At 62.5% G+C, this 21,588-nt stretch carries 15 protein-coding genes; 6 read left to right on the top strand and 9 right to left on the bottom strand.

The genetic code is table 11. From position 1 onward, the window contains the following. Positions 1–18 precede the first annotated feature (18 nt). Positions 19–1,170 (top strand): MFS transporter, encoded by a 1,152-nt coding sequence (locus EIY71_RS26555; RefSeq protein WP_085613177.1) that lies wholly within the window; start codon positions 19–21, stop codon positions 1,168–1,170. 44 nt (positions 1,171–1,214) lie between these two features. On the opposite strand, the gene EIY71_RS26550 is transcribed toward EIY71_RS26555, so the two are convergent. The 4 genes from EIY71_RS26550 to EIY71_RS26535 all read right to left on the bottom strand — a co-directional run bounded on the left by EIY71_RS26550 (position 1,215) and on the right by EIY71_RS26535 (position 6,084). Beyond that, complete coding sequence (locus tag EIY71_RS26550; protein WP_134023743.1) at positions 1,215–3,638, bottom strand: TonB-dependent receptor; 2,424 nt, start codon at positions 3,636–3,638, stop codon at positions 1,215–1,217. A gap of 98 nt (positions 3,639–3,736) precedes the next feature. Next, complete coding sequence (locus tag EIY71_RS26545) at positions 3,737–4,720, bottom strand: FecR family protein (RefSeq protein WP_134023741.1); 984 nt, start codon at positions 4,718–4,720, stop codon at positions 3,737–3,739. A 40-nt stretch (positions 4,721–4,760) separates the two neighbouring features. Further along, positions 4,761–5,261, bottom strand: a complete 501-nt coding sequence (locus tag EIY71_RS26540; RefSeq protein WP_102688587.1) for a sigma-70 family RNA polymerase sigma factor — start codon at positions 5,259–5,261, stop codon at positions 4,761–4,763. 109 nt (positions 5,262–5,370) lie between these two features. Beyond that, positions 5,371–6,084, bottom strand: coding sequence for a class I SAM-dependent methyltransferase (locus tag EIY71_RS26535; RefSeq protein WP_085748554.1), 714 nt, complete (start codon positions 6,082–6,084; stop codon positions 5,371–5,373). Between the two features lie 180 nt (positions 6,085–6,264). On the opposite strand from EIY71_RS26535, the gene EIY71_RS26530 reads away from it, so the two are divergent. From EIY71_RS26530 to EIY71_RS26520, 3 genes are read left to right on the top strand one after another with little or no spacing between them, the layout of a single operon-like run. After that, positions 6,265–7,434 (top strand): aromatic ring-hydroxylating dioxygenase subunit alpha, encoded by a 1,170-nt coding sequence (locus EIY71_RS26530; protein WP_085748555.1) that lies wholly within the window; start codon positions 6,265–6,267, stop codon positions 7,432–7,434. Between the two features lie 39 nt (positions 7,435–7,473). Then, positions 7,474–9,135 carry a choline dehydrogenase gene (locus EIY71_RS26525; protein WP_134023739.1) on the top strand — a complete coding sequence of 554 codons (1,662 nt, stop codon included), beginning with the start codon at positions 7,474–7,476 and terminating at the stop codon, positions 9,133–9,135. A 13-nt stretch (positions 9,136–9,148) separates the two neighbouring features. Beyond that, positions 9,149–10,171 (top strand): GlxA family transcriptional regulator, encoded by a 1,023-nt coding sequence (locus EIY71_RS26520; protein ID WP_134023737.1) that lies wholly within the window; start codon positions 9,149–9,151, stop codon positions 10,169–10,171. A gap of 91 nt (positions 10,172–10,262) precedes the next feature. Here the strand turns inward: EIY71_RS26520 and EIY71_RS26515 are convergent, their stop codons facing one another. From EIY71_RS26515 to EIY71_RS26500, 4 genes are all read right to left on the bottom strand, one after another. After that, a complete protein-coding gene (locus EIY71_RS26515; RefSeq protein ID WP_085748557.1) occupies positions 10,263–10,658 on the bottom strand; it encodes a hypothetical protein in 396 nt (131 codons plus the stop codon). 222 nt (positions 10,659–10,880) lie between these two features. Next, positions 10,881–11,615, bottom strand: coding sequence for a class II aldolase and adducin N-terminal domain-containing protein (locus EIY71_RS26510; RefSeq protein ID WP_134023735.1), 735 nt, complete (start codon positions 11,613–11,615; stop codon positions 10,881–10,883). Positions 11,616–11,760: 145 nt separating this feature from the next. Next, the gene (locus tag EIY71_RS26505) at positions 11,761–16,230 is read right to left on the bottom strand and encodes a hemagglutinin repeat-containing protein (protein WP_134023733.1); all 4,470 of its coding nucleotides are present in this window, start codon (positions 16,228–16,230) and stop codon (positions 11,761–11,763) included. 94 nt (positions 16,231–16,324) lie between these two features. Further along, positions 16,325–18,052 carry a ShlB/FhaC/HecB family hemolysin secretion/activation protein gene (locus EIY71_RS26500; RefSeq protein WP_134023731.1) on the bottom strand — a complete coding sequence of 576 codons (1,728 nt, stop codon included), beginning with the start codon at positions 18,050–18,052 and terminating at the stop codon, positions 16,325–16,327. Positions 18,053–18,289: 237 nt separating this feature from the next. Between EIY71_RS26500 and EIY71_RS26495 the strand changes: the two genes are divergently transcribed. Then, positions 18,290–19,411 (top strand): HlyD family secretion protein, encoded by a 1,122-nt coding sequence (locus tag EIY71_RS26495; RefSeq protein WP_102688580.1) that lies wholly within the window; start codon positions 18,290–18,292, stop codon positions 19,409–19,411. Next, positions 19,408–21,000, top strand: coding sequence for a DHA2 family efflux MFS transporter permease subunit (locus EIY71_RS26490; RefSeq protein WP_064598011.1), 1,593 nt, complete (start codon positions 19,408–19,410; stop codon positions 20,998–21,000). The genes EIY71_RS26495 and EIY71_RS26490 overlap by 4 nt, the downstream gene beginning before the upstream one ends. A 4-nt stretch (positions 21,001–21,004) precedes the next feature. Here the strand turns inward: EIY71_RS26490 and EIY71_RS26485 are convergent, their stop codons facing one another. Next, positions 21,005–21,445 (bottom strand): carboxymuconolactone decarboxylase family protein, encoded by a 441-nt coding sequence (locus tag EIY71_RS26485; protein WP_085748563.1) that lies wholly within the window; start codon positions 21,443–21,445, stop codon positions 21,005–21,007. Between the last annotated feature and the right edge of the window lie 143 nt (positions 21,446–21,588).

Genomic DNA, 21,588 nt, shown 5'->3' with positions numbered 1-21,588 from the left:
CAAGACCAAGGACGTTTCATGACTGCCATCAACACCCCGCCGCCCCTCGCCCCCGGACGTCTGCAACAGATGTCCACGCGCATCGCTTTCTTCATTGCCGGGCTCGGCATCGCCGCGTGGGCGCCGTTGGTGCCCTACGCCAAGGCGCGGGCCGGGCTCGATGAAGGCACGTTGGGGTTGCTGTTGCTGTGCCTTGGTGTTGGTTCGATTCTGGCGATGCCGCTGGCGGGGATTCTGGCCACGCGGTTTGGCTGTCGGAAGGTGGCTACCGGCGGCACGCTGCTGATCTGCGCGGCGTTGCCGTTGCTGGCGACGGTGTCGTCGATTCCGGCGCTGATCGCCACGTTGTTCATGTTCGGCGCCGGACTGGGCACGGTGGATTCGACGGTGAACCTGCAAGCGGTGATCGTCGAGCGGGCCAGCGGCAAGAACATGATGTCTGGGTTCCACGGCCTGTTCAGCCTCGGCGGGATCGTCGGCGCAGCGGGCGTGAGCGCCCTGCTCGGTCTCGGGTTGTCGCCACTGGCGGCGATGCTGGTGGTGGTCGTGGTGCTGATCGCGGCGCTGTTCAAGGCGGTGCCGCACATGTTGCCTTACGGCAGTGAAAGCTCGGGCCCGGCGTTCGCAGTGCCCCACGGAATCGTGCTGTTCATCGGCGGCATGTGCTTCATCGTGTTCCTTACCGAAGGCGCGGCGCTGGACTGGAGCGCGGTGTTCCTGGCGCAGGAACGCGGGATCGACACCGCCTATGCCGGGCTGGGTTACGCAGCGTTCGCGTTGACCATGACGGCCGGCCGTTTGACCGGTGACCGGATCGTCCGCGCACTGGGCGCAACCCGGATCATTCTGTTTGGCGGACTACTGGCAGCGGCGGGATTGTTTCTGGCGACGTTCGCCCCGAGCTGGCAAGCCGCGCTGCTGGGCTATGCGCTGGTCGGTGCCGGCTGTTCGAATATCGTGCCGGTGCTGTACACGGCGGTGGGCAAACAGACGGTGATGCCGGAAAGCATCGCCGTGCCGGCAATTACCACGCTGGGTTATGCAGGGATTCTGGCAGGGCCGGCGGTGATCGGCTTTGTCGCCCATGCCAGCAGTTTGAGTTTCGCCTTCGGGCTGATGGCGACGTTGCTGGTGGCGGTGGCGATTGGCGGGAAAGCGCTGAAGGTCTGAGCTGGATCGTTCCCACGTCGAGACGCGGGAACGATCAGTGCAGATCAGAAACCGACGCTGGCCTGCACGAAGAACGTCCGTGGCGTGCCCACGTAGATTCCCGAGTTGTTGTCGCTGGAGCGGGTGAAGTACTGCTTGTCGAAGATGTTTTTCACCCCGGCGCCGAGCTTCAGGTTCGACAGCTGTGCACCGAAGTCATAGCCGCCGCGCACGTTCCAGGTCACGTAGCCCGGAATGTCGCCGTACTGCCCGTCCGCCGTGCCTTCGGTGATGTAGTTGCCATTGAAGCTGCCGTCAGCATTCACGCCGGTACCCGGCGAGCGCTGTTTGGACTGGGCGAAACCGTCGATGTTGTAGGTCCAGCGGTTGATGTCGTAACGCAGGCCGACGGTGGCCACCTGACGCGAGTAGAACGGCAGGTCGCGGCCCTTGAAGCCCGGGATTTCGCCTTCATAGGTCGCGCGGGTATAAGTGAAACCGGCGTTGGCGGTCAGGCCGTCGAGGCGTGGATCGAGCGCCGCCATGTCGTAATGCACCGACGCTTCGATCCCCTGGTGCTTGGTCGCGCCGAGGTTGGTCCAGCCCACGTCGTTGCTGATGTATTGCAGTTCGTCATCGAAGTCGATGTAGAACAGCGTCACTTCCCCGCCCCACACGTCATCGTTGTAGCGCGTGCCGATTTCGTAAGTCTTGGCTTTCTCCGGCTCCAGGCCGTTGGCGGTCTGATCACCCGAGCCGCCCTGGCCGAGCTGGAAATATTGCAGGCTGCCGAACGACGTCTCGTAGTTGGCGAACAGTTTCCACGCATCGGACAGGTGATACATCACGCTCAGGGCCGGCAACGGCTCGTTGCTTTCGATGCTGCGGTTTTTCTCGGGGACGGGTTTGCCGGCGGTGTCGAGCACAGCGCGATCATGCCAGTCGGTACTGATGTGTTCGAAGCGAATGCCCGGGGTCACGGTCCAGTTGCCGACGTCGATCTTGTTGTCGATGTAGACCGAGTTGGCCTCGGTGCCGCCGGTACGGTCCTGGAACACATGACCGTCGGAGGTCTTGGTGACCACCGGCTCGTTGTTGACCAGCGCCAGGCGGCTCGACTGCTCGTGCATCGCCTCTTTCAAATAACGGTAACCGACGCTGACTTCCTGGGTGGTCGGGCCGACGTCAAACACACGCGAAACACGCGGCTCGATGCCCAGCGTGTAGTAGGAGCGCGGGAACGAGCTGAGGGTTTTCTGATCGCGGGCGGCGATGGTGCTGCCGCGAAAGCTGTCGGAATAGTAGGTCAGCACTTCTGCCTGGGTGCGCTCGTCGATCTGCCGGATCCACTTGAACGACACGTCCTTGCGGCGGCCGCTGAAGCCGTCGTAGTCGCGGTCGGACTGGAACGGTTTGTCGTCGTACTGCTTTTGCGTCAGGCCGCCGGGCATGTCGGCGCTGGCGTCGTAGTAGTGGAAGTTGAGGCTGAAATCGTCCTGATCGGTCGGTGCCCAGTGGGTCTTGAGGATCACGTCGTCGATGTCGTTGCCATTGTTGCGCTCGCGGTAACCGTTGCCGTTGACGCCCGAGTACAACAGCGCCATGCCGATGCCGTTGTCGGCAGTGCCGCCGAGGAACGCGGTGTCGATGTGTTTCCAGCCACCGTGCTGCGAGGTTTCCAGGGTGGTGCCGATTTCACCGGTGGTTTTTTCCGGGATCGCGCGGGTCACGAAGTTGATCACGCCGCCGACGTTCTGCGGCCCGTAACGCACGGAGCCGGCACCACGAACCACATCGATGCTGTCGAGGTTGCCGGAAGAAATCGGCGCCATCGACAGTTGTGGCTGACCGTACGGGGCGAACGCGGCCGGCACGCCATCAATCAATACGGTCGAGCGTGGCGACAGGCGCGACGTCAAACCCCGTACGCCGACGTTCAGCGAAATATCGCTGCCGCCGGTGCCGTTGGCTTCCTGCACCTGCACGCCCGGCACGCGGCGCAGCACGTCGCCGACGTTCATCGCGCCCTGCTCGACCATCGCTTCGCGACGGATCACCGTGCGCGCGCCGGGGTGGTTCTGCACCACGGCGGCGTCGGCGTCACCGAGCCAGTCGCCGACCACTTTGATGTCGGTCACGCCCAGCTCCAGCGGGCCGTTGGCGGCGGAAGTCGGGGCCGGGGACAAGGTCACCGAGCCTTCATTGATCTGATAATCCAGACCGCTGCCTTGCAGCAATTGGCGCAGGGCCTGCTCCGGAGAAAGATTGCCGTCCACCGCCGGGGCCTGTTTGCCGGCAACCAGGTCCGGGCTGAAAAACACCTGCAACGAGGTTTGCTGGCCCAGTTCACTCAGGGCCTGACCCAACGGCTGTGCGCGGATGTGAATGGCTTCGGCGGCAAAAGCCATCGGCACGGCGGCGTTGACCGCCAGCGCAAGAGCCAGCGGTAACCAAGGGGATTTATTGTTTTTGGCGGTGGAGTTTTTCACGTCGAACGGAGTCCTGTGGATCGCAAGAGTGTGCGGCTGTTAATGCAAACCAGTTGCAGTTGAACAGGAAGACGACGAACTCGAAAAAAACCTGAATGTTATTTTGAAATTATTTCCTGGCTGCCGTCGGCAAGGGTGCGCACGGCCACCGGAAGGATGCTCGGCAAGGCCTTGAGCAAGGCATCGGTGTTGTCGGATTTGAACACGCTGGTCAGGCGCAAATTGGCCACGGCGGGGTTGGCGACCTTCAGCGGCTTGTCGCGATAGCGCGACACTTCCTCGGCGACTTCGCTGAGGCTGGCGTTGTTGAACACCAGTTTGCCGCTGCGCCAGGCTGTCAGCTCCGCCGGGTTGACCGCGTAGGCCGGCGTTACTTTGCCCTGTGCATCGATCCGCGTGCCGAGGCCGGCAGTGAGGCTGATGAAATCGGCATCGGCCGCACCGAGACCCTGCACCCTGACCGTGCCCTGCTCCACCGCGACCCGGGTCTGCGTCACATCGCGGCGCACATCGAAACGAGTGCCAGTCACCGTGACCTTGCCGCTGCCGGCCTCGACCACGAACGGGCGAGAAGTATCGTGCTCGACGCTGAACATCGCTTCGCCTTCAGTCAGCTCGATGAGCCGCCGATCCTTCTCGAAACGCACCTGCAAACGGCTGCGGCTGTTAAGGTCGATTACCGAACCGTCCGGCAGCGCGACATGCTTGCGCTCGCCCAGCGCGGTGGCGAATTCGGCGCTGTAACCTTGCGGGTGATTCAGACCGCTGAACAGACCGAGCCCGAGCGCCACCGCGACCACGCTGGCCGCCACGGCATAACGCAACAACGGACGGCGTTCGCGCCGTGCCGGCGGGGTTTCGCACAAAGCTTTGAGGCGTGGCGCCGGCAGCAGATCCGCCGCCGTCCACAAGCCCTGGAGCAACTGGAATTCGTCACGGTGCTGGGGATGTTCGTTCAGCCACGCGTCGAAGCGCTGCTGTTCGTCGACACTGACGGCCGGCTCCTGCAAACGCACAAACCAGAGTGCCGCGTCATCGCGCACCGTTGTTTGCCCGCACGCGCAATCACGAGTATCCATCATGGAATGTCCTGTTTGGCTGGGGATGAAAAGACGCCGCGGCTCATGATTGCGCCCCGTCCAGGCGATCACGCAGATGCCGCAGGGTGCGGATCATATACTTTTCCACCATGTTCTTGGACAGGCCCAGGCGCTCGGCGATTTCCGCCTGGGTCAGGCCTTCGATCTTCTGCCAGACGAAGATACGTCGACAGTTGACCGGAAGCTCCGTGAGCGCGCGTTCGATGGAATCGGCCAGCTGGATCGCATGCATGTAATGCTCCGGATCGCCGCTCGGCGACTCACTGAGATCGATCGCCTCCGACTCCATGGCGCCCCGCCGGTCCTCACGCCGATAGCCGTCCACCGCGATGTTGCGCGCGGTCTGATGCAAATACGCCCGGGGTTGCTGCACCGTCGACGAATCGGATTCGAGCACCCGCACAAAGGTGTCGTGCGCCAGATCCTCGGCCTGCGAGCGATTGCGCAGGCGACGGGTCCAGGTGCCGATCAACTCTTCGTAATGCTCGAGAAAGCCGGGTCTGCGGGGCAGCATGGGGATCATTGCGGCGTGCTGAAGAAAGGGGCGTGAATAGTAATGCTTCCTATTAAGCCGAAGCAATGGATTCCTCGGGAATGCCGACGAAGCTGTTTCCTTCTATCAATCCGGCGCTCTAACCCGCGGCAATCCCTGCCTTGCGCGGGCAGAACCACCCGTGCATCAGACCCGCCTGAAAGAACTGGACCGGCGCCTCGAACCCGGACGACTCGATCAGACTGGCGACCTGCGGCACCGGCAGAATCGCCACATCCCGGGCATACGCCGTGCGCGCTCGTTCGAGCATTTGCGGCGGCACCTGGGCCGAAGCCATCAGCGTCATCCAGTGACGCAGCAATGCTTCATAGGCCGGGGATTGAGTATCCGAGGCCAGATCAGCATTCGCCAGAATCCCACCCGGTACCAGACGACGGGCAATCTCACGGAAAAAGTCGATACGCACCTGAGGGTCGAGCAAAAACTGCGACACCAGAAAACAGGTTGCGCCGTCGTAACCGGATTCATCCGTCAGCGTATCGAGGTAGCCTTCGTGAAAATGGCAGCGGGAGAGAAAACCGCCCTCTGTCGCTCGCTGACGGCACACGTCGAGCATGGCGCCCGAAGGGTCGACTGCGGTGAATTGCCAGCCGGGAAACTGCTGCGCCAGATGGGCCATTTCCACACCGGTGCCCACGCCGACGCAGAGTATCCGGGCATTCTCCGGCAGGCCCGCGAACACTGAATCCAGCAGCAGATACAGGGCATCACGAAGGGGCGCCATGCCGCTCCACTGTTTGTCATAGACGGCGGACTGCTGGTCGAACAAGGCCTTGAGTGCTTGATTGTCCATGGAAAACCTTCCTCTGCATCATGATCGCGGTGAAGTTTCATTATCGCAGGGCTGTCAAGACCTCCCCGATACAGCCTGAGATTGATCATTCCACCCATCAACTGGTCGCAATCCATCAACCCCACCCTCGCGCCGCACCCTAGATTAGATCCCACAACAACACGCCGTGGAGATCGCCTCATGCACAGTTTCCAGACCCGCAAGCAGCACAGTCCGGTCGACGCCTGGGATCAGCAGGATCCGGAGCAGGCCTTCACCCTGCCCTCGCGTTATTTCTACGACGACAGCCTGTTCCGTGCCGAGCGCGACAACATTTTCATGAGGGCCTGGCATGTCGCCGGGCATGTCAGTGAGTTCGCCGAGCCGGGGCAGTTCGTCGTCACGGATCTGTTCGACCAGAGCGTGGTGGTGGCGAAGAATCGGCAGGGGCAGATCCATGGTTTTCACAACGTCTGCCAGCATCGCGGCAATCGCCTGCTCGAAGAACGCCGTGGCACTACCGGCGGCGTGGTGCGCTGCGCCTATCACTCGTGGTGCTATGAAATGGACGGCAGCCTGCGCGGTGCGCCGCGTTGCGAGCGGATGAAGAATTTCGAGCTGGCGCAGTTCAACATTCCACAGGTGCGCACGGAAGAACTCGGCGGCTTCGTCTACTTCAACCTCGATCCGAATGCGCCGTCGCTGCGGGATCTGTTCCCCGGTGCCGACGAAGAAATGCGCCGGGTGTTTCCAGACCTGGCCGACATGCATCTGATCGAGGAACAAGACGTGATCGTGCCGGCCAACTGGAAAGTGATCATGGACAATTCCATCGAGGGCTATCACTTCAAGCTGTCCGGCCCGTGCCACATCGACCTCGCCCGGCTGATCGATTTCAAGGGTTACCAGTTGATCAAACGCGACAACTGGTGGACCTACGCCGCACCGGCCAATCTGTCGGCGACCGAGGCCTATGGCGTGCCGCTGAAAAGCGAACTGAACCCGCAGGAATGTTTCTTCAACATCGGCCTGTGGCCGAACAACACCTTCTACACCTTCCCGTTCTCCGAGCTTCTCGGCTCGTTCATCATGATTCCGCTCGACGCCGAGCGCTCGCTGCTGCGCTTCGGTTACTACTCCAGCAACCCCGAAACCGCCGCCGTCAGCACGGCGTGCATGAAGTGGATGAACGGAGACCTCGGCCCCGAAGACATCGCCCTGAACATCTCGGTGCAAAAGGGCCTGCGCTCGCTCGGTTACGACCAGGGCCGCTACATGATCGACGCCCAGCGCAGCAATGAAAGCGAGCATCTGGTGCATCACTTTCATCGTCTGGTGTTCAACGGTATTCACGGCCATTGCGTGGACTGATCCGCCCTTCCCTCGTCATTTGTCTGAACGGAGCAAACCATGGACGAAACCGGGTTTGATTACCTGATCGTGGGCGCCGGTTCGGCCGGTTGCGTGTTGGCCAATCGCTTGAGCGAAGACCCGAACGTGCGCATCCTGCTGCTGGAGGCCGGGCCCGAGGACAAGAGCTGGACGATCGACATGCCGTCCGCCATGGGCCTTGTGGTGGGTGGGTCGCGCTATAACTGGAGTTATCAGTCGGAGCCCGAGCCGTACCTCGACGGCCGCCGAATCGGCACGCCGAGAGGCCGCACCCTCGGCGGTTCATCGTCGATCAACGGCATGGTCTACATCCGTGGCCATGCCCGGGATTACGACGGCTGGGCCGAGCAAGGCTGCGTTGGCTGGAGCTATCGCGAGGTACTGCCGTACTTCAAGCGAGCGCAGACTCACGCCGGCGGTGGCGATGACTATCGCGGCGGCGACGGCCATTTGCACGTCACTCCCGGCGATGTAGAAATACCATTGTGCGCGGCGTTCATCGCGGCCGGGGCCGAGGCCGGTTATGGCGTCAGCGAGGACTTGAACGGCTATCGTCAGGAAGCCTTCGGCCCGGTGGATCGCACTACACGCAACGGTCGGCGCTGGAGCGCTTCGCGCGGTTATCTGAGCGAAGCACTGGCTCGGGGCAATGTGCGCGTGGTCACCGATGCGTTGGTGCTACGCATTCTGTTCGAGGGCCGGCAAGCGGTCGGGATTGATTATGAACAGAACGGCGAAACGAACACCGTCCGCGCTCGCCGGGAAGTGTTGCTGACGGCCGGGGCGATCAATTCGCCGCAGTTGCTGTTGCTCTCGGGCGTCGGCCCGGCGGCGGAACTGCGTGACCTCGGGATCGGCGTCGTGCACGACCTGCCCGGCGTCGGTAAACGCCTCAACGATCACCCGGACGCGGTGGTGCAATTTCGCTGCAAACAACCGGTGTCGCTGTATCGCTGGACCACCGCGCCGGGTAAATGGTGGATTGGCGCGCGCTGGTTCGTCCGTCACGACGGCCTGGCGGCGAGCAATCACTTCGAGGCCGGTGCGTTCCTGCGTTCCCGAGCCGGCGTCGAACACCCGGACCTGCAACTGACCTTCATGCCGCTGGCGGTGCAACCGGGCAGCGTCGAGCTGGTGCCGACCCACGCGTTCCAGATCCACATCGACCTGATGCGCCCCACCAGCCTGGGCAGCGTGACCCTGCACAGCGCCGAACCGCGGCGGCCGCCGAGGATTCTGTTCAACTACCTGAAGACCGCGCAGGACCGTGCCGACATGCGCGCCGGCGCTCGGCTGGTGCGGGAAATCATCGAGCAACCGGCGATGGCGCCGTTCAAGGGCGAAGAGCTGGTGCCGGGCCGTTCGGTGCAGACCGACAACGAACTCGATGCCTGGGCGCGGCAGGTCACGGAAACCGGCTACCATGCCAGCGGCACCTGCAAGATGGGGCCGGCGGGCGACCCTGAAGCGGTGGTCGATCCGCAACTGCGAGTGCATGGCCTCGACGGCTTGCGGGTGGTGGACGCGTCGATCATGCCGGCGATCGTCAGCGGCAACACTAACGCACCGACGGTGATGATCGCGGAAAAGGCCAGCGACCTGATCCGTAACCTCACGCCGTTGCCAGCCCTCGATGTACCGGTGTGGATCAACCCGCACTGGCAGACCGAACAACGATGAAGCAGAGATGGCGATGACCCGATCCGCTGAAGCTGTACCGCGCAATGAAGCACCGCTGCGAGTGGCGGTGCTGTTGCTGCCGGCGTTTTCCAATTTCGGTCTGGCGGCAGTGCTCGAACCGCTGGCCATCGCCAACTGGTTGAGCCAGCGCACGCTGTTCGAGTGGACGTTGCTGTCGTTGCAGCCGGGCCCGGTGACGGCCAGCAACGGTCTGGCGAGCATCGCCGAGGACGGCTTGAACAACGAGCAGGCCTTCGACGCCTGCGTGGTACTGGCCAGTTTCGAGGTGCATCAACACAGCCGCAATCCGGCGCTCAAGAGTTGGCTGCGCAAGCAGGCGCTGTTCGGCGCGATCTTGATCGGCGTGGAAACCGGCACCGAACTGCTGGCCGCCGCCGGTGTGCTCGACGGCTACGAAGCGGCGGTGCATTGGGACAACCTGCAGGGTTTTCAGGAGAGTTACCCCAAGGTCCGCGCCCGACCGCAGCTCTATACCCTCGAACGTCAGCGCCTGACCTGCGCCGGCGCGACCACCATTCTCGACATGCTGCTGGGCTGGATCGGCCAGCGTTTCGATGCGGATCTGGCCCGGGAAATCGGCCTGCACCTGTTGATGGGCCAGATGCGCGCGCCGGCGGACAATCAGCTCGACGGCGGTCTGGGCAACAGCGGGATGTACGGCAACAAGATCCGCCGTGCCGTGCAACTGATGGAAAAGGCTCTGGAAGAACCGCTGGACTGCGAGGCGATTGCCAGCGAAGTTGGCCTGTCGCGACGGCAACTCGAGCGCCAGTTCAAACATCAGACCGGGCTCTCGCCGCTCAAGTACTACATCACCCTGCGCCTGGCCCGGGCGCACAACCTGTTGCAACAGACGCAGATGAGCGTGGCCCAGGTGGCGGCGTGTTCCGGGTTTGGCTCGCTGGAGCATTTCTCCCGCACTTACCGCGCACGCTTTGGTTGCCCGCCGAGTGAGGATCGGCGCCAGGCGTGGAGTGCGCCGGTGATGCGCCAGCCGTTGAGCAAGGCACCTTGAAACGAAGAGCGGCCATTCACCCGTGACGTTGCGCAAGCCTTGCTGGCAAAAAAATGCCTGCAACAGGCAGGCATTGTTGAAACTCGGACGTTCAGTTGTGCGTTCGGACCTCGTCGCACGATTGACCACTTGAATTCATTAACCGGACCACTACCGATGCAGTGTTCCCCATTACGCCATTGATCAGGTAGTTATAACGAACCGAGCCATTTCCAATGAGTTTGATTTTGTTCCATTCCTTAAAGCAATCAACGGAGCCATTCTCGATGTCAGCCCGTGTTACATTTCGGCTCAATGATGTCGAAGCGCCCTGGATGGGTACCTCACCTTCGGAATCACTGCATCCCTGAAATTTGCCGATGAACTCGTCACCCACTTTCGCCTCATTTGACAACGCCCCCACTTCTACCGAAATGCCGTTAATTTGAGGTTTTGAGCTGCAGTTAATCACACCGTTAAACAAGTCTTTAAAATGAATATCAGCCATTTCTGTTGCTCCATGAATTGATTGGTTTGATGCTCGCACAGGTTAAATTGAAACCACGCGCCTCAAGCCAATCGTCGTCCCTTATCAGCTTTTTGCACACTGTCAGAACTGACAGTCATTCAATACCCATTCGCTATAACAATTTGTTCTTTCCAGCCAAACTCAATTTCACTGTGGCGCGAATCCGCGCGGGTTCTGGATCAGCCATCCGAGAACCCATCGCTAATTCAGCTGGCGATAGACCGGTTCCTCTTCGTCGAGGATGCCCATCAATGCATTGAAATGCTTATCCGCAAACCCCGGATAATCCAGCCATTGCCGACACGTCTTGCGCGCCACTTCATCGCTGGCCACGCGCAATTCCTGCCCGGTCGCCAGTGCGGTGATATACACCTCGCACGCCCGTTCGAAGTAATACAGATCATCAAACGCCTGAGCCACGCTCGGCGCCGCGACCAGCAATCCATGATTGCCCATCAGCAGGATCGGCTTGTCACCGAGCAGCCTGCTCACCCGCTCCGCCTCTTCCCCAAGACCCATGCCATCGAATCCTTCGTCAATCGCCACCCGCTCGAAAAACCGCATGCTGTTCTGCTCGATCGGTGGCAGGCGCGAGTCCTTCAGGCATGCTAGCGTCGTCGCGTATCTGCTGTGGGTATGGAGGATGCAACGGGCCTGGGGCTGGTTGCGGTGCAAGGCACTGTGCAAGGCCCACGCGGTTTTGTCCGGGGAGTCCGGGCAGTCGAGACTGGACGGATCGTCGGCATTGAGCAACAGCAGATCACTAGCACGGATCCGCGAGAAGTGTTTGCCGTAGGGGTTGATCAGAAACTCGCCACCGTCCTGCGAAGTGGCCACGCTGAAGTGATTGGCGATGGATTCGTGCAGGTTCAAACGCGCGGCCCAGCGCAGGGCGCAGGCCAGCTGGATTCTCAGGTGTTCGACGTTGTCGTGCATGGCGCGGCCTCCCGGTTTCACCCGAGTGTAGAGCGCATGCTTTCATCGACTTGACGGGAAACGACAGTGGCTGCCGTTTTGAGCCGGGTGTCCATCAGAAACGGGAGCGAGCACGCTCGCTCCCGCCGGTTTCACTGACGGTAAATCAGCCTTTTTCGTCGATCCCGGCTTGCAGGGGCTGACTGTCCAGATGACCGCTCAGGGTCACCGGGCCGACTTTCAGGTTGCCGTTTTCAAGGGACACCTTCGGTGCGTTTTCTTCGGTTTTATGTGGCAGGTCGAGGCCGGCTTTCACGCCGTAGTCGAGGTTGCTCAGATCGCTGCTGCTGACCTTCGAACCACCCAGATCGACCTTGCCTTCGGCGGCGGAAATCCGCGCGCCGGTCAGCTGGGTAGCGCCGCCGACAGCGAGGTTCACACCCTGACTAGCGCTGATGCCGGAGGCCTGTTTGACGCTGTCCTTGTGCGCGTATTCGCCTCCGGCTTTCAGCGTTGGCTTGTAGTCGGTGCCCGCGAGTTTGCCCTTGTCGTCGGCCGGGGTTTTCTTGGCGGTCAGGCCCAGATCCACGTCGACCTTGGCGTGAGTGCTGGAGTCCTGACGGCTTTCGACCGACAGATCACCCGCCACATTGCCGCTGACGTTGCGCGCATCAATCCGCGCGCCGCTCAGGCTCGCATCACCGCCACTGTTCAACACCACCCTGTCAGCCTTGATCTGGCTGTTCTGCTGGGTGGTGCCTTGCAGGTAATCCACGCCGACCTTGGCCCCGGCATTGAAGCCGTGATCGCTGCTGACTTTTTCATCGGCGGCGGTCGGTGTGCTTTTGCTCAGATTGCCACCGGCATTCAACGCCACATTCCAGTTGTTGCGGTTGTCGGTGGATTGCGCGGATTCCTGAACGAAACCGCCCTTCTGCGCATCGATGCTGACGTTCGGCGCGCTGACCTGAGTGCCTTGCAGGTGCACCGAATTGCCGCTCAGGGCGATGCCGTTCTGGCTGTTAAGCTGACCACCGCTGAGGGTCTGGGTGTTCTCGTTGACCCGACCGATGTTGAAGTTGCCGCTGAGATTGCCGCCCTGATCGCGGCTCTTCTCGCTGCTGGTTTTGCTGCCGCCCGCCTTCAGGCCGCCGCCGAGATTGCTGCCGGTGGCGACGTGCGAGTCGGTGGCCGCTTGCAGGTCGAGTTTGCCGTCGGCCTTCAGGTCGATAGCACCAACGCTGTCGATCTTCGTGCCCTGCTGCACCTGATTGCCGCCGCTGCTCAATTGCACCGGGCCGTTGCCATTGATACTGGCTACGTGGGCCTGGGTGTCGGTGGTCTTGTTGCCTTTGTGATCGAGCTGGAACCCGGCGCCGAGATCGACTTTGGTGCCGTCGGTGCCCGGCAAGGTGCCGACGGTCAGCGAACCGTTGCCACGCAGGCTGGAGCTGTCGCTGCTCTGGCGGTCGTTGGCCTGATTGAGAGCCAGATCGCCGCCGGTCTTGACGCTGACACCGCCCTGCCCGCCATCGAAACGGCTGCCTTCGAACTGTGCATCGCCGCCGACATTGATGCTCACGCCCTGATTGCCAGCGTAACCGCCAACCGCCGCCGTAGAGCTATCCTTGCTCGACTGGCTGCTGCCACCCGCGCCGCTGCCGGCCACGTTCACGTCTTCACCAGTCTTGGTGTAGACGCGCACGTCGACCTTGGCATCCACCGTTTTTTCGGTGCTGCTGTGGGTGTTGTTCGCGGCATCGGCCACCAGTTTGTCGGCGCCGATGTTCACTTTGCCGGCGCTGGCGTTGTACTGGGTGCCCTGGTCGTGCAGCGTGCCGCCGACCTTCACGTCCACGGTCTTGCCGTCGAACCGGCTGACCACAGCGTTGCTGCCTTGCTCGGTTTTATCGGCGCTGGCATGACCGATTGCCACGTCGATACCGACGTTCGGCTGACCGAGATTGGTCAGTGCGTCCTTGTCCGGCACCTTGCCGCCGAGCACGTCTTTCACCGCACCGGCAATCGGCCGGGCGATGTCTTTGTACTCGACGTTGGCGCCGATGTCCGCCGACCAGTTGCTCTCGCTGTGAGTGCTGCTTTCGGTGTTGCTGGCGGCACGGTTGTCCACTTGGTTAGCGGCGACGTTCAGGCCGTTGCCGGCCTTCAGTTGCGCGCCTTCGGTGGCGAGTTTGTCAGCGTTGATGTTCAGGCTGCCGCTGCTCTGCACGCCGGTGGTTTGCGCGGTGGTTTTAGCGGTGGTGTCCTGCGAAGTGCTGTGCGAGAAATCCACGCCGCTGCCCGCGCGGTCGAGGCCGCCGGTGTAGTAGAAACCGCCGCCGGTGCTGCGGGTTTCGGTCGAGGTGTTGTGGCTGTCCTGCTCGGCCAGCAGCGAGACGTTCTTGCCGCTCAGGGTGGTGTCGCCGGCGGTAGATTTCACCTCGGCGCCCTTGAGCGTCACATCGCCGCCCGCCTTCACTTGCACAGTGCCGCCGCTGAGGCTGGAACCCTGCTGCGTGACGTCGTTGGCGGTGACGGTTTGCGCCTTGTCTTCGTAATGCACGCCGGCGCGATACTGCCCCGCCGTCTGCTCCTTGGCGTAAGCGTCGAAACCACGGGTCTGCGTGCTGTTGCTGCTGTCGTGGGTGTTCTGCGTCGAATGCACATTCACATCACCCGCCGCATCCGCCGTCAGCGAACCGCCGGCCTTGACCGTAGAACCAGCGAGTTCGATGTCCTTGGCGCTCTTGAGCTTGAGGTTGCTGTCGGAAGCCAGCTCGCTGCGCACCGTGGTGCTGTCCTTGCTGTTCTGCCGGGACTCGTCCTTGGTGATGCCGAAGAACTTGCTGTCCTTGTCGTGGTTGTTGCTGTGCGAAGTGTCCTGCACGCCGTCGATGGTCAGCGAACCGTTGTCGCTGATCACGCTGGCGTCCTTGCCGCCGCGCACCTGGCTGCCGCTGATGCGCACGTCGTCAGCCTTGACCAACAGTTTGCCGGCCGCGTTGATCTTGCTGCCCTGATGCTGGGTCTGGCCCTTGTCGGCGTCGCCGGTCTTGCCGAAGAAACCGCCGCCGACCAGATCACCGGAATAGCGGTTGTCGCTGCTGCGGTTGGTGCGGGTCGCGGTGGTGATTTCCACCTGTTTGCCGGCCAGTTGCAGATCGCCGGCGCTGTTCAATTCAGCGCCTTCGGAGCGCAACAGTGCGGCGGTTTGCAGGGCAATGTTGCCGGCCTTCAGCTGGCTGGTGATGCTGCGCTGCTCTTCGCTGCTGCTGTCCCAATCGGCTTTCCACAGGTGTTTGCGGTGCTTGCCCTGATCGGTCTGGGTGTGGCTTTCAGTGGCGGCGGTCAGGCGCAGATCGCCGCCGCTTTGCACGATGAGGTTGTTCTTCGCGTCGACCTTGGCGGCTTTCAGTTCGGTGTCTTTGCCGGACGAGAGTTGCGCGTCGCGGCTGGCGACGATCTGGCTGCCGTGCTGGCGCGAATCGCTGTCGGTCTTGGTGCGCTCGTAAGTTTCCCAGGTGATGCCGATGGTGCTGTTGTTCCAGTTTTCGCGCTGTTCCTGAAGCTTGCGGCTTTCGACGGTGGTCAGGGTCAGATTGCGCTTGGCATCGACCTTCACGTCGCGACCGCTGACGTCGGCGGCGGCCAGCGTCAGGTCCTTGCCGCTGTGCAGGCCGACGTCGCCCTGGCTGCTGCGGATGCCGGCGCGGGTCACGTCGAGGCTGTCCGGAATCGCCTGACCGCTGACGCTCAAGTCGCCCGCCGAACGAATCTGCACGCCGTCACGTCCTGCGACTTGCACCGCGCCGACCTTCACGCCCGCGCCTTCAGCGGTGCTGACGATGTTGATGCGCCCGGCCTGCATCGCGCCGAACAGGCTGGCGTCGATCCGTTGATCGGTGGTGTTGCCCGCCGGGTCCACGGCTTTCACCTGGCCGCTGGCGTAGTCGATCTGATTGCGCCCGACGGTGAGGTTCAGTTGATCGCGAGCGCTGATTGCGCCCTGGCTGTCGATGCGCGGCGCGATCAGGTTGATCGAGCCTTCACCGTTACGCAGCCCGCCGCCCTGGATCTGCAACTGACCGGTGGCGTCGCGGGTGCTCAGGGCTTGCAGCTTGCCGTCGTTCAGCTCGGGCCGGCCGACCACCAGATTGGCGTTCGGCGTGTTGATGAAACTGCCGCCATTCACCGAAATGCCGTTCGGGTTGGCGAGCACGTAGTCGGCGGCGCGACCGAAGATTTCCTGGGCGCCGTTGATGGCCGAAGGGTTGCGGCTGATCACTTCGTTGAGGATCACGCTCGCGGCCTGGCCCTGCAATTGCGGGTTGGCCGCCAGTTGCCCGGCGAGCTGCGATTGCCCGGCCTGCAAGGCGTTGTTCAACACCAGGCCCTGTCGGTCGACGTTGTAGTCGAGGAATTGGTTATGCGAAAGCCCCGAGCCGTTGGGCGCGACGATGTTGACGATCGGGACGCCGCCCTGGGTCTGCAGTTGCGCGGTGCCGCCGGGGCCGGGCGCGACCACCACGCCGCCGGCCATGGCGCCCGGCAGGTGAGCGACCAGGAACAGGCTGGCGATGGCCCAACGCAGTTTGCCCCGTGGGGAAAGATGAAACGCAAAGGTATTCATTGGCATAAAAAACTCTCCATGTAGTGCGGCATCACGTTGCGCGTTGAGTTGAAGGCCACGGCTGTCGCGCTCAGGTCCGATGGCTGTTGTTCACTGACGTTCATATCTGTATTCCGACCCGCATCAGCCAGGTTTCAGGCTCGCGGTGCAGGCCGGTCGGGGTGTTCAGGCTGCGTTGATAATCGACGTCCACTTGCAGGTTTTTCCAGCCCAGATTGAGGCCGATGCTGGCGCCGCTCAGGCGTTGAACCGGGGCGCCGTGATCGGCCTTGATCCAGCCGTGGTCGAGGCCGACACGCGGGGTGAGCTGCACTGGCAAATCGGTGCGCAGCGGCAGGCGCAGAGTGTTGCGCCAGATCGCGCCGCTGGCACCGGACGCACTGCTGACCCGATAACCGCGCACAGCGGAATCGTCGGTGCCGAGCAACTGTTCGATGGCTGGCAGCGGATCCGGGCTGTACTGCAAATTGAGCTGGCTCTGCCATTGCCAGGCTTGCGCGCCGAGCTGGCCGTTGCGCCACTGGCTGAGGCCGGCGCGGTACTTGCGAAACTGTGCCTTGGGCAGGTTTTTGACCTGACGATCGGCATCGTCGTCGGCGCCCAGCCAGCGCAAACCCTGGGCGTAATTGACGTCGAGGTTCCACACCGCGCGGTCGAGCCAGAACAGATTGAGCCCGGCCTCGGCCACGGTCAGGGTCGGGCTCTGGATGCCGAGGCGGACGCTTTCCAGATAGCTGTCGACATCCTTGTGCGCCAGTTGCAGATTGGCGCTGAGCTGATGGCTCTGGTCGCGCCACAACACCCGGTCGGCGCGCAGGCTGAGTTGATCGGTGATGCCGGTGCTGTGAAAAGTCAGCGTGCTGAGCTTGAACGGCGCGCGGTATTCGGCGTGGCTGGCGAAAGTGCTGAACGTCCAGTAACCGTAGGGAATCGCGTAATAGAGGCTGGCGTTGCGGCTGTAGCGGTCGCCCTGATTGAGGGTGTCGCTGGCGCTGAGGCTCAACAGGTCGTTGAGTTCGAGCGGGCTATCGAGGGTCAGGCTCAGTGTGTCGCGATCACGACCGGTACTGGCGCTGCCGAGGTTGTCCACGCCCAGGCCCAAGCTCCAGCGCGACTGCCCCGAGGTGCGCGATCGCAAGATGATTTTCGACGCACCGGGCTGGCTGCCGGGGGCGATGTCGGCGGTAAGATCGAGCGAGCGCAGGCGGTTCAACTGATCCAGACCCTGCTCCAGATCCCGCAGGTTCAGCGGCTTGCCGAGCATGCCCGGGAATGCACCGCCGAGGGACACCGGCAGGCTCTGGTCGGCCAGTTCGATGGACTCGATGTAGCCTTCGTCGATCAGGATATCCAGCGATTGCCCGGCTACCGGCGCGCTGCTCAGGTAAGGCCGACTGGCGATGTAGCCCTTCTCCACGTACAGCGCGGTAATGGTCGCCAGCAGATGGTTGATCTGGCCGACGCCCATGCACGGCGCCAGCAGCGGTTTGATCCGGGCGTTGAGTTTGTCTTTGTCGATCAGCGTGACACCACCGATACGCGTACCGCTCAAGGGCCAGCAGCGCTCATCGGGTTTGATCGACTCAGGAATGGCCGGAGTGGCAGGCGTCGGGCCGAACGCGCCGCGCTCCAGTTGCCGCTTGCGCTGTTCGAGTTGCAGCTGTTGCAGATCGCGCTGTTGCAGTTGTTGCTGGCGCAGCACTTCCTGGCCAGGGGCTGGAGTTTCGGCGGCGAGAACGCTGGGCGCACACACACTCAACAACAAGGCCGACAACAGCGGGCGAGGCAGGGAACGACTACGAGAAACAGCGCAAAGCGAATACGGCACTCAACATCCTTGCAATCAACTGGCTTAATGCCACCCCATCAATAGCGGTGATAGTCAGAGCCTTCCTACACAAATGCAAGACGCTTCCTACGGCGCTTACATTTCTTAAACAAATGGTCAGCTTCTTCTTTCGACAGTCTTCATCTGACGATCGGCGACAAAAATCAATTGCCACAAAATATTACTCGCGTCATATTACGGTCGTAATAGCCATTCCGCTTCTTCAGGTATTACGCCATGACCAGCATGCCCACCGTAGAACCCGATCTCGCCGTTCCGGTCAGCGCCCCCAAACCTCCCCTGCTCAAACGCCTGCTGTTGCCGACTGCGGGTCTGGCCGCGCTGGTGTTCGCCGGGCTGTACGCCGTGCATTGGTGGGGCACGGGGCGATTTCTCGAGGAAACCGACGATGCCTACATCGGCGGCGACGTCACGGTGATCGGGCCGAAAGTCGCCGGTTACATCGAGGAAGTGCTGGTCAGCGACAACCAAAGGGTGAAGGCCGGCGACGTGTTGATCCGCCTCGATGCCCGCGACTACCGCGCCAATCTGGCCAAGGCTGAAGGCGCGGTCGCCGCCGAAGAGGCGCTGCTGGCCAACCTCGACGCCACCGAACAACTGCAGCAAGCGGTGATCGGTCAGGCCCGCGCCGGGATCGATGCCGCCAGCGCCGAAACCGCCCGTTCGCGAGATGACAACGCACGCTACAAACGCCTGGTGACCACCAATGCAGTCTCGGTGGAAAGTGCACAACGGGCCGACGCCACCTTCAAGACCGCGCAAGCCTTGAGCGCCAAAGCCCAGGCCGAACTGCTGGCCGCGCAGCGCCAGCTCACCGTGATCGAAACCCAGAAACAACAGGCCCGCGCCGCCCTCCAGCAAGCCCGGGCCGAGCGTGATCTGGCGCAACTCAACCTCGGCTACACCGAACTGCGCGCCCCGGTCGACGGCGTGATCGGCAACCGCCGCGCGCGGGTCGGCGCTTATGCGCAGGCCGGTTCGCAGCAGCTGTCAGTGGTGCCGGCCAGCGGCCTGTGGGTCGATGCGAACTTCAAGGAAGACCAACTGGCGCGGATGAAACCCGGCCAGCGCGTGAGCATCCGCGCCGACGTGTTGTCCGGCCAGGAATTCCACGGTCGCCTCGACAGCCTCGCCCCCGCCACCGGTTCGCAATTCAGCGTGCTACCGCCGGAAAACGCCACCGGCAACTTCACCAAAATCGTCCAGCGCGTGCCGGTGCGGATCCTGCTCGACCCGGCGGACGGCGTGCTCGGCCACTTGCGTCCGGGCCTGTCGGTGACCGCTGAAGTCGACACCCGCGCCCAGCCTGAAACCACCGCCGTGGCCAGCGCGCCATGAGCACCGCCCTCACCGCCTCCGCGCAGCCGTTCAATGCTGCCGAAATGGCGACGGCGACCAAAGTGTTCGCCTTCGCCACCATGTGCATCGGCATGTTCATCGCGCTGCTGGACATCCAGATCGTCTCGGCCTCGCTGCGCGATATCGGCGGCGGGTTGTCCGCCGGCACCGATGAAACGGCGTGGGTGCAGACCAGTTACCTGATCGCAGAAATCATCGTGATCCCGTTGTCGGGCTGGCTGTCGCGGGTGTTTTCGACGCGCTGGCTGTTCTGCGCTTCAGCGGTCGGCTTCACCCTCGCCAGCCTGCTCTGCGGCATCGCCTGGAACATCCAGAGCATGATCGCCTTTCGCGCGCTGCAAGGTTTTCTCGGCGGGTCGATGATTCCGCTGGTGTTCACCACGGCGTTCTTTTTCTTCACCGGCAAACAGCGGGTAATCGCCGCTGCCACCATCGGCGCCGTGGCTTCGCTGGCGCCAACATTAGGCCCAGTGATCGGCGGCTGGATCACCGACATTTCCTCCTGGCACTGGCTGTTCTACATCAACCTCGTGCCGGGGATTTTCGTCGCCGTGGCAGTGCCGATGCTGGTCAAGATTGATCAGCCGGAACTGTCGCTGCTCAAGGGCGCGGACTATTTGAGCATGGTGTTTCTGGCGCTGTTTCTCGGTTGCTTGGAATACACCCTCGAAGAGGGCCCGCGGTGGAACTGGTTCAGCGATCAGACCATCCTGACCACCGCGTGGATCAGTGGACTCGCAGGGCTGGCCTTCATCGGCCGCACGCTGCACGTGGCTAATCCGATCGTCGACCTGCGCGCGCTCAAGGATCGCAACTTCGCCCTCGGCTGCTTCTTTTCCTTCGTCACCGGGATCGGCCTGTTCGCGACGATTTACCTGACGCCGCTGTTTCTCGGCCGGGTGCGCGGGTACGGCGCGCTGGACATTGGTCTGGCGGTTTTCTCCACCGGGGTGTTCCAGATCATGGCGATTCCGCTGTACGCCTTTCTGGCCAATCGCATCGATCTGCGCTGGATCATGATGGCGGGCCTGGCGTTGTTCGCGTTGTCGATGTGGGAATTCAGTCCGATCACCCATGACTGGGGCGCCGGAGAATTGCTGCTGCCGCAAGCCCTGCGCGGAATCGCCCAGCAACTGGCGGTGCCGCCGGCGGTGACATTGACGTTGGGTGGCCTGGCACCGGCGCGGCTCAAGCATGCGTCGGGCCTGTTCAACCTGATGCGAAACCTGGGCGGTGCAATCGGGATTGCGGCGTGCGCGACCATTCTCAACGACCGCACCAACCTGCACTTCACCCGGTTGGCGGAGCATCTGAACAGCAGCAACGAAGCAGTGAATCAATGGCTGGCCCAGGTCGGCGGCAACTTTGCCGCGCTGGGTCAGAGCGGCGATGTCGGCCTCACCGCCAGCCTGCGTCAGCTATGGCTGCTGACCTACCGTGAAGCGCAAACGCAAACCTACGGCGACACGTTCCTGATGATCATGGTGTGCTTCGGCATCGCCACGGCGATGGTGCCCTTGATGCGCAAGGTGCAACCACCGGCCGCGCCGAGTGCCGATGCACATTGATCGATCAGGCTTGCGGGGTTTTACGAAAGCCGACGGCCAGGCGGTTCCAGCTGTTGATGGTGCTGATCGCCACAGTCAGGTCGACCATTTCTTTGGGCGAGAACTGGGCAGCGACTGCTTCGTAGTCTTCGTCCGGGGCGTGGGTCAGGCTCAGTTGGGTCAGGGATTCGGTCCACAGCAGCGCGGCGCGTTCACGCTCGGTGAAGAACGGCGCTTCACGCCACGCGGTCACGGCGAACAACCGGCGCGGGGTTTCGCCGCCCTTGATCGCGTCGGCGGTGTGCATGTCGATGCAGAACGCGCAGCCGTTGATCTGCGAAGCGCGCAGCTTGACCAGTTCGATCAGGGTCTTTTCCAGCGGCAGTTTCGAGACGGCGGTTTCCAGGGCAATCATCGCTTTCAGGGCATCGGGGGACGCGGTGTAGAAATCGATACGAGGTTTCATGACGACTCTCCGGGGCAAGTGAATGTGGGGCTACGTTAGTCCCGGCGCCCGGACCGGCAAATAGCCAATCTCCCGGAAGATGGGTAGGCCACTGCGTCGGTGTCAGAAAAGAAAGTGTGAAAGGACAATTGCCATCACTCGTT

This window comes from Pseudomonas sp. CH235, assembly GCF_004368175.1.
GTDB lineage: Bacteria > Pseudomonadota > Gammaproteobacteria > Pseudomonadales > Pseudomonadaceae > Aquipseudomonas > Aquipseudomonas paraglycinae.
Note: the sequence above shows the minus strand (reverse complement) of the source record. Positions and strands in the feature narration are given on the sequence as shown.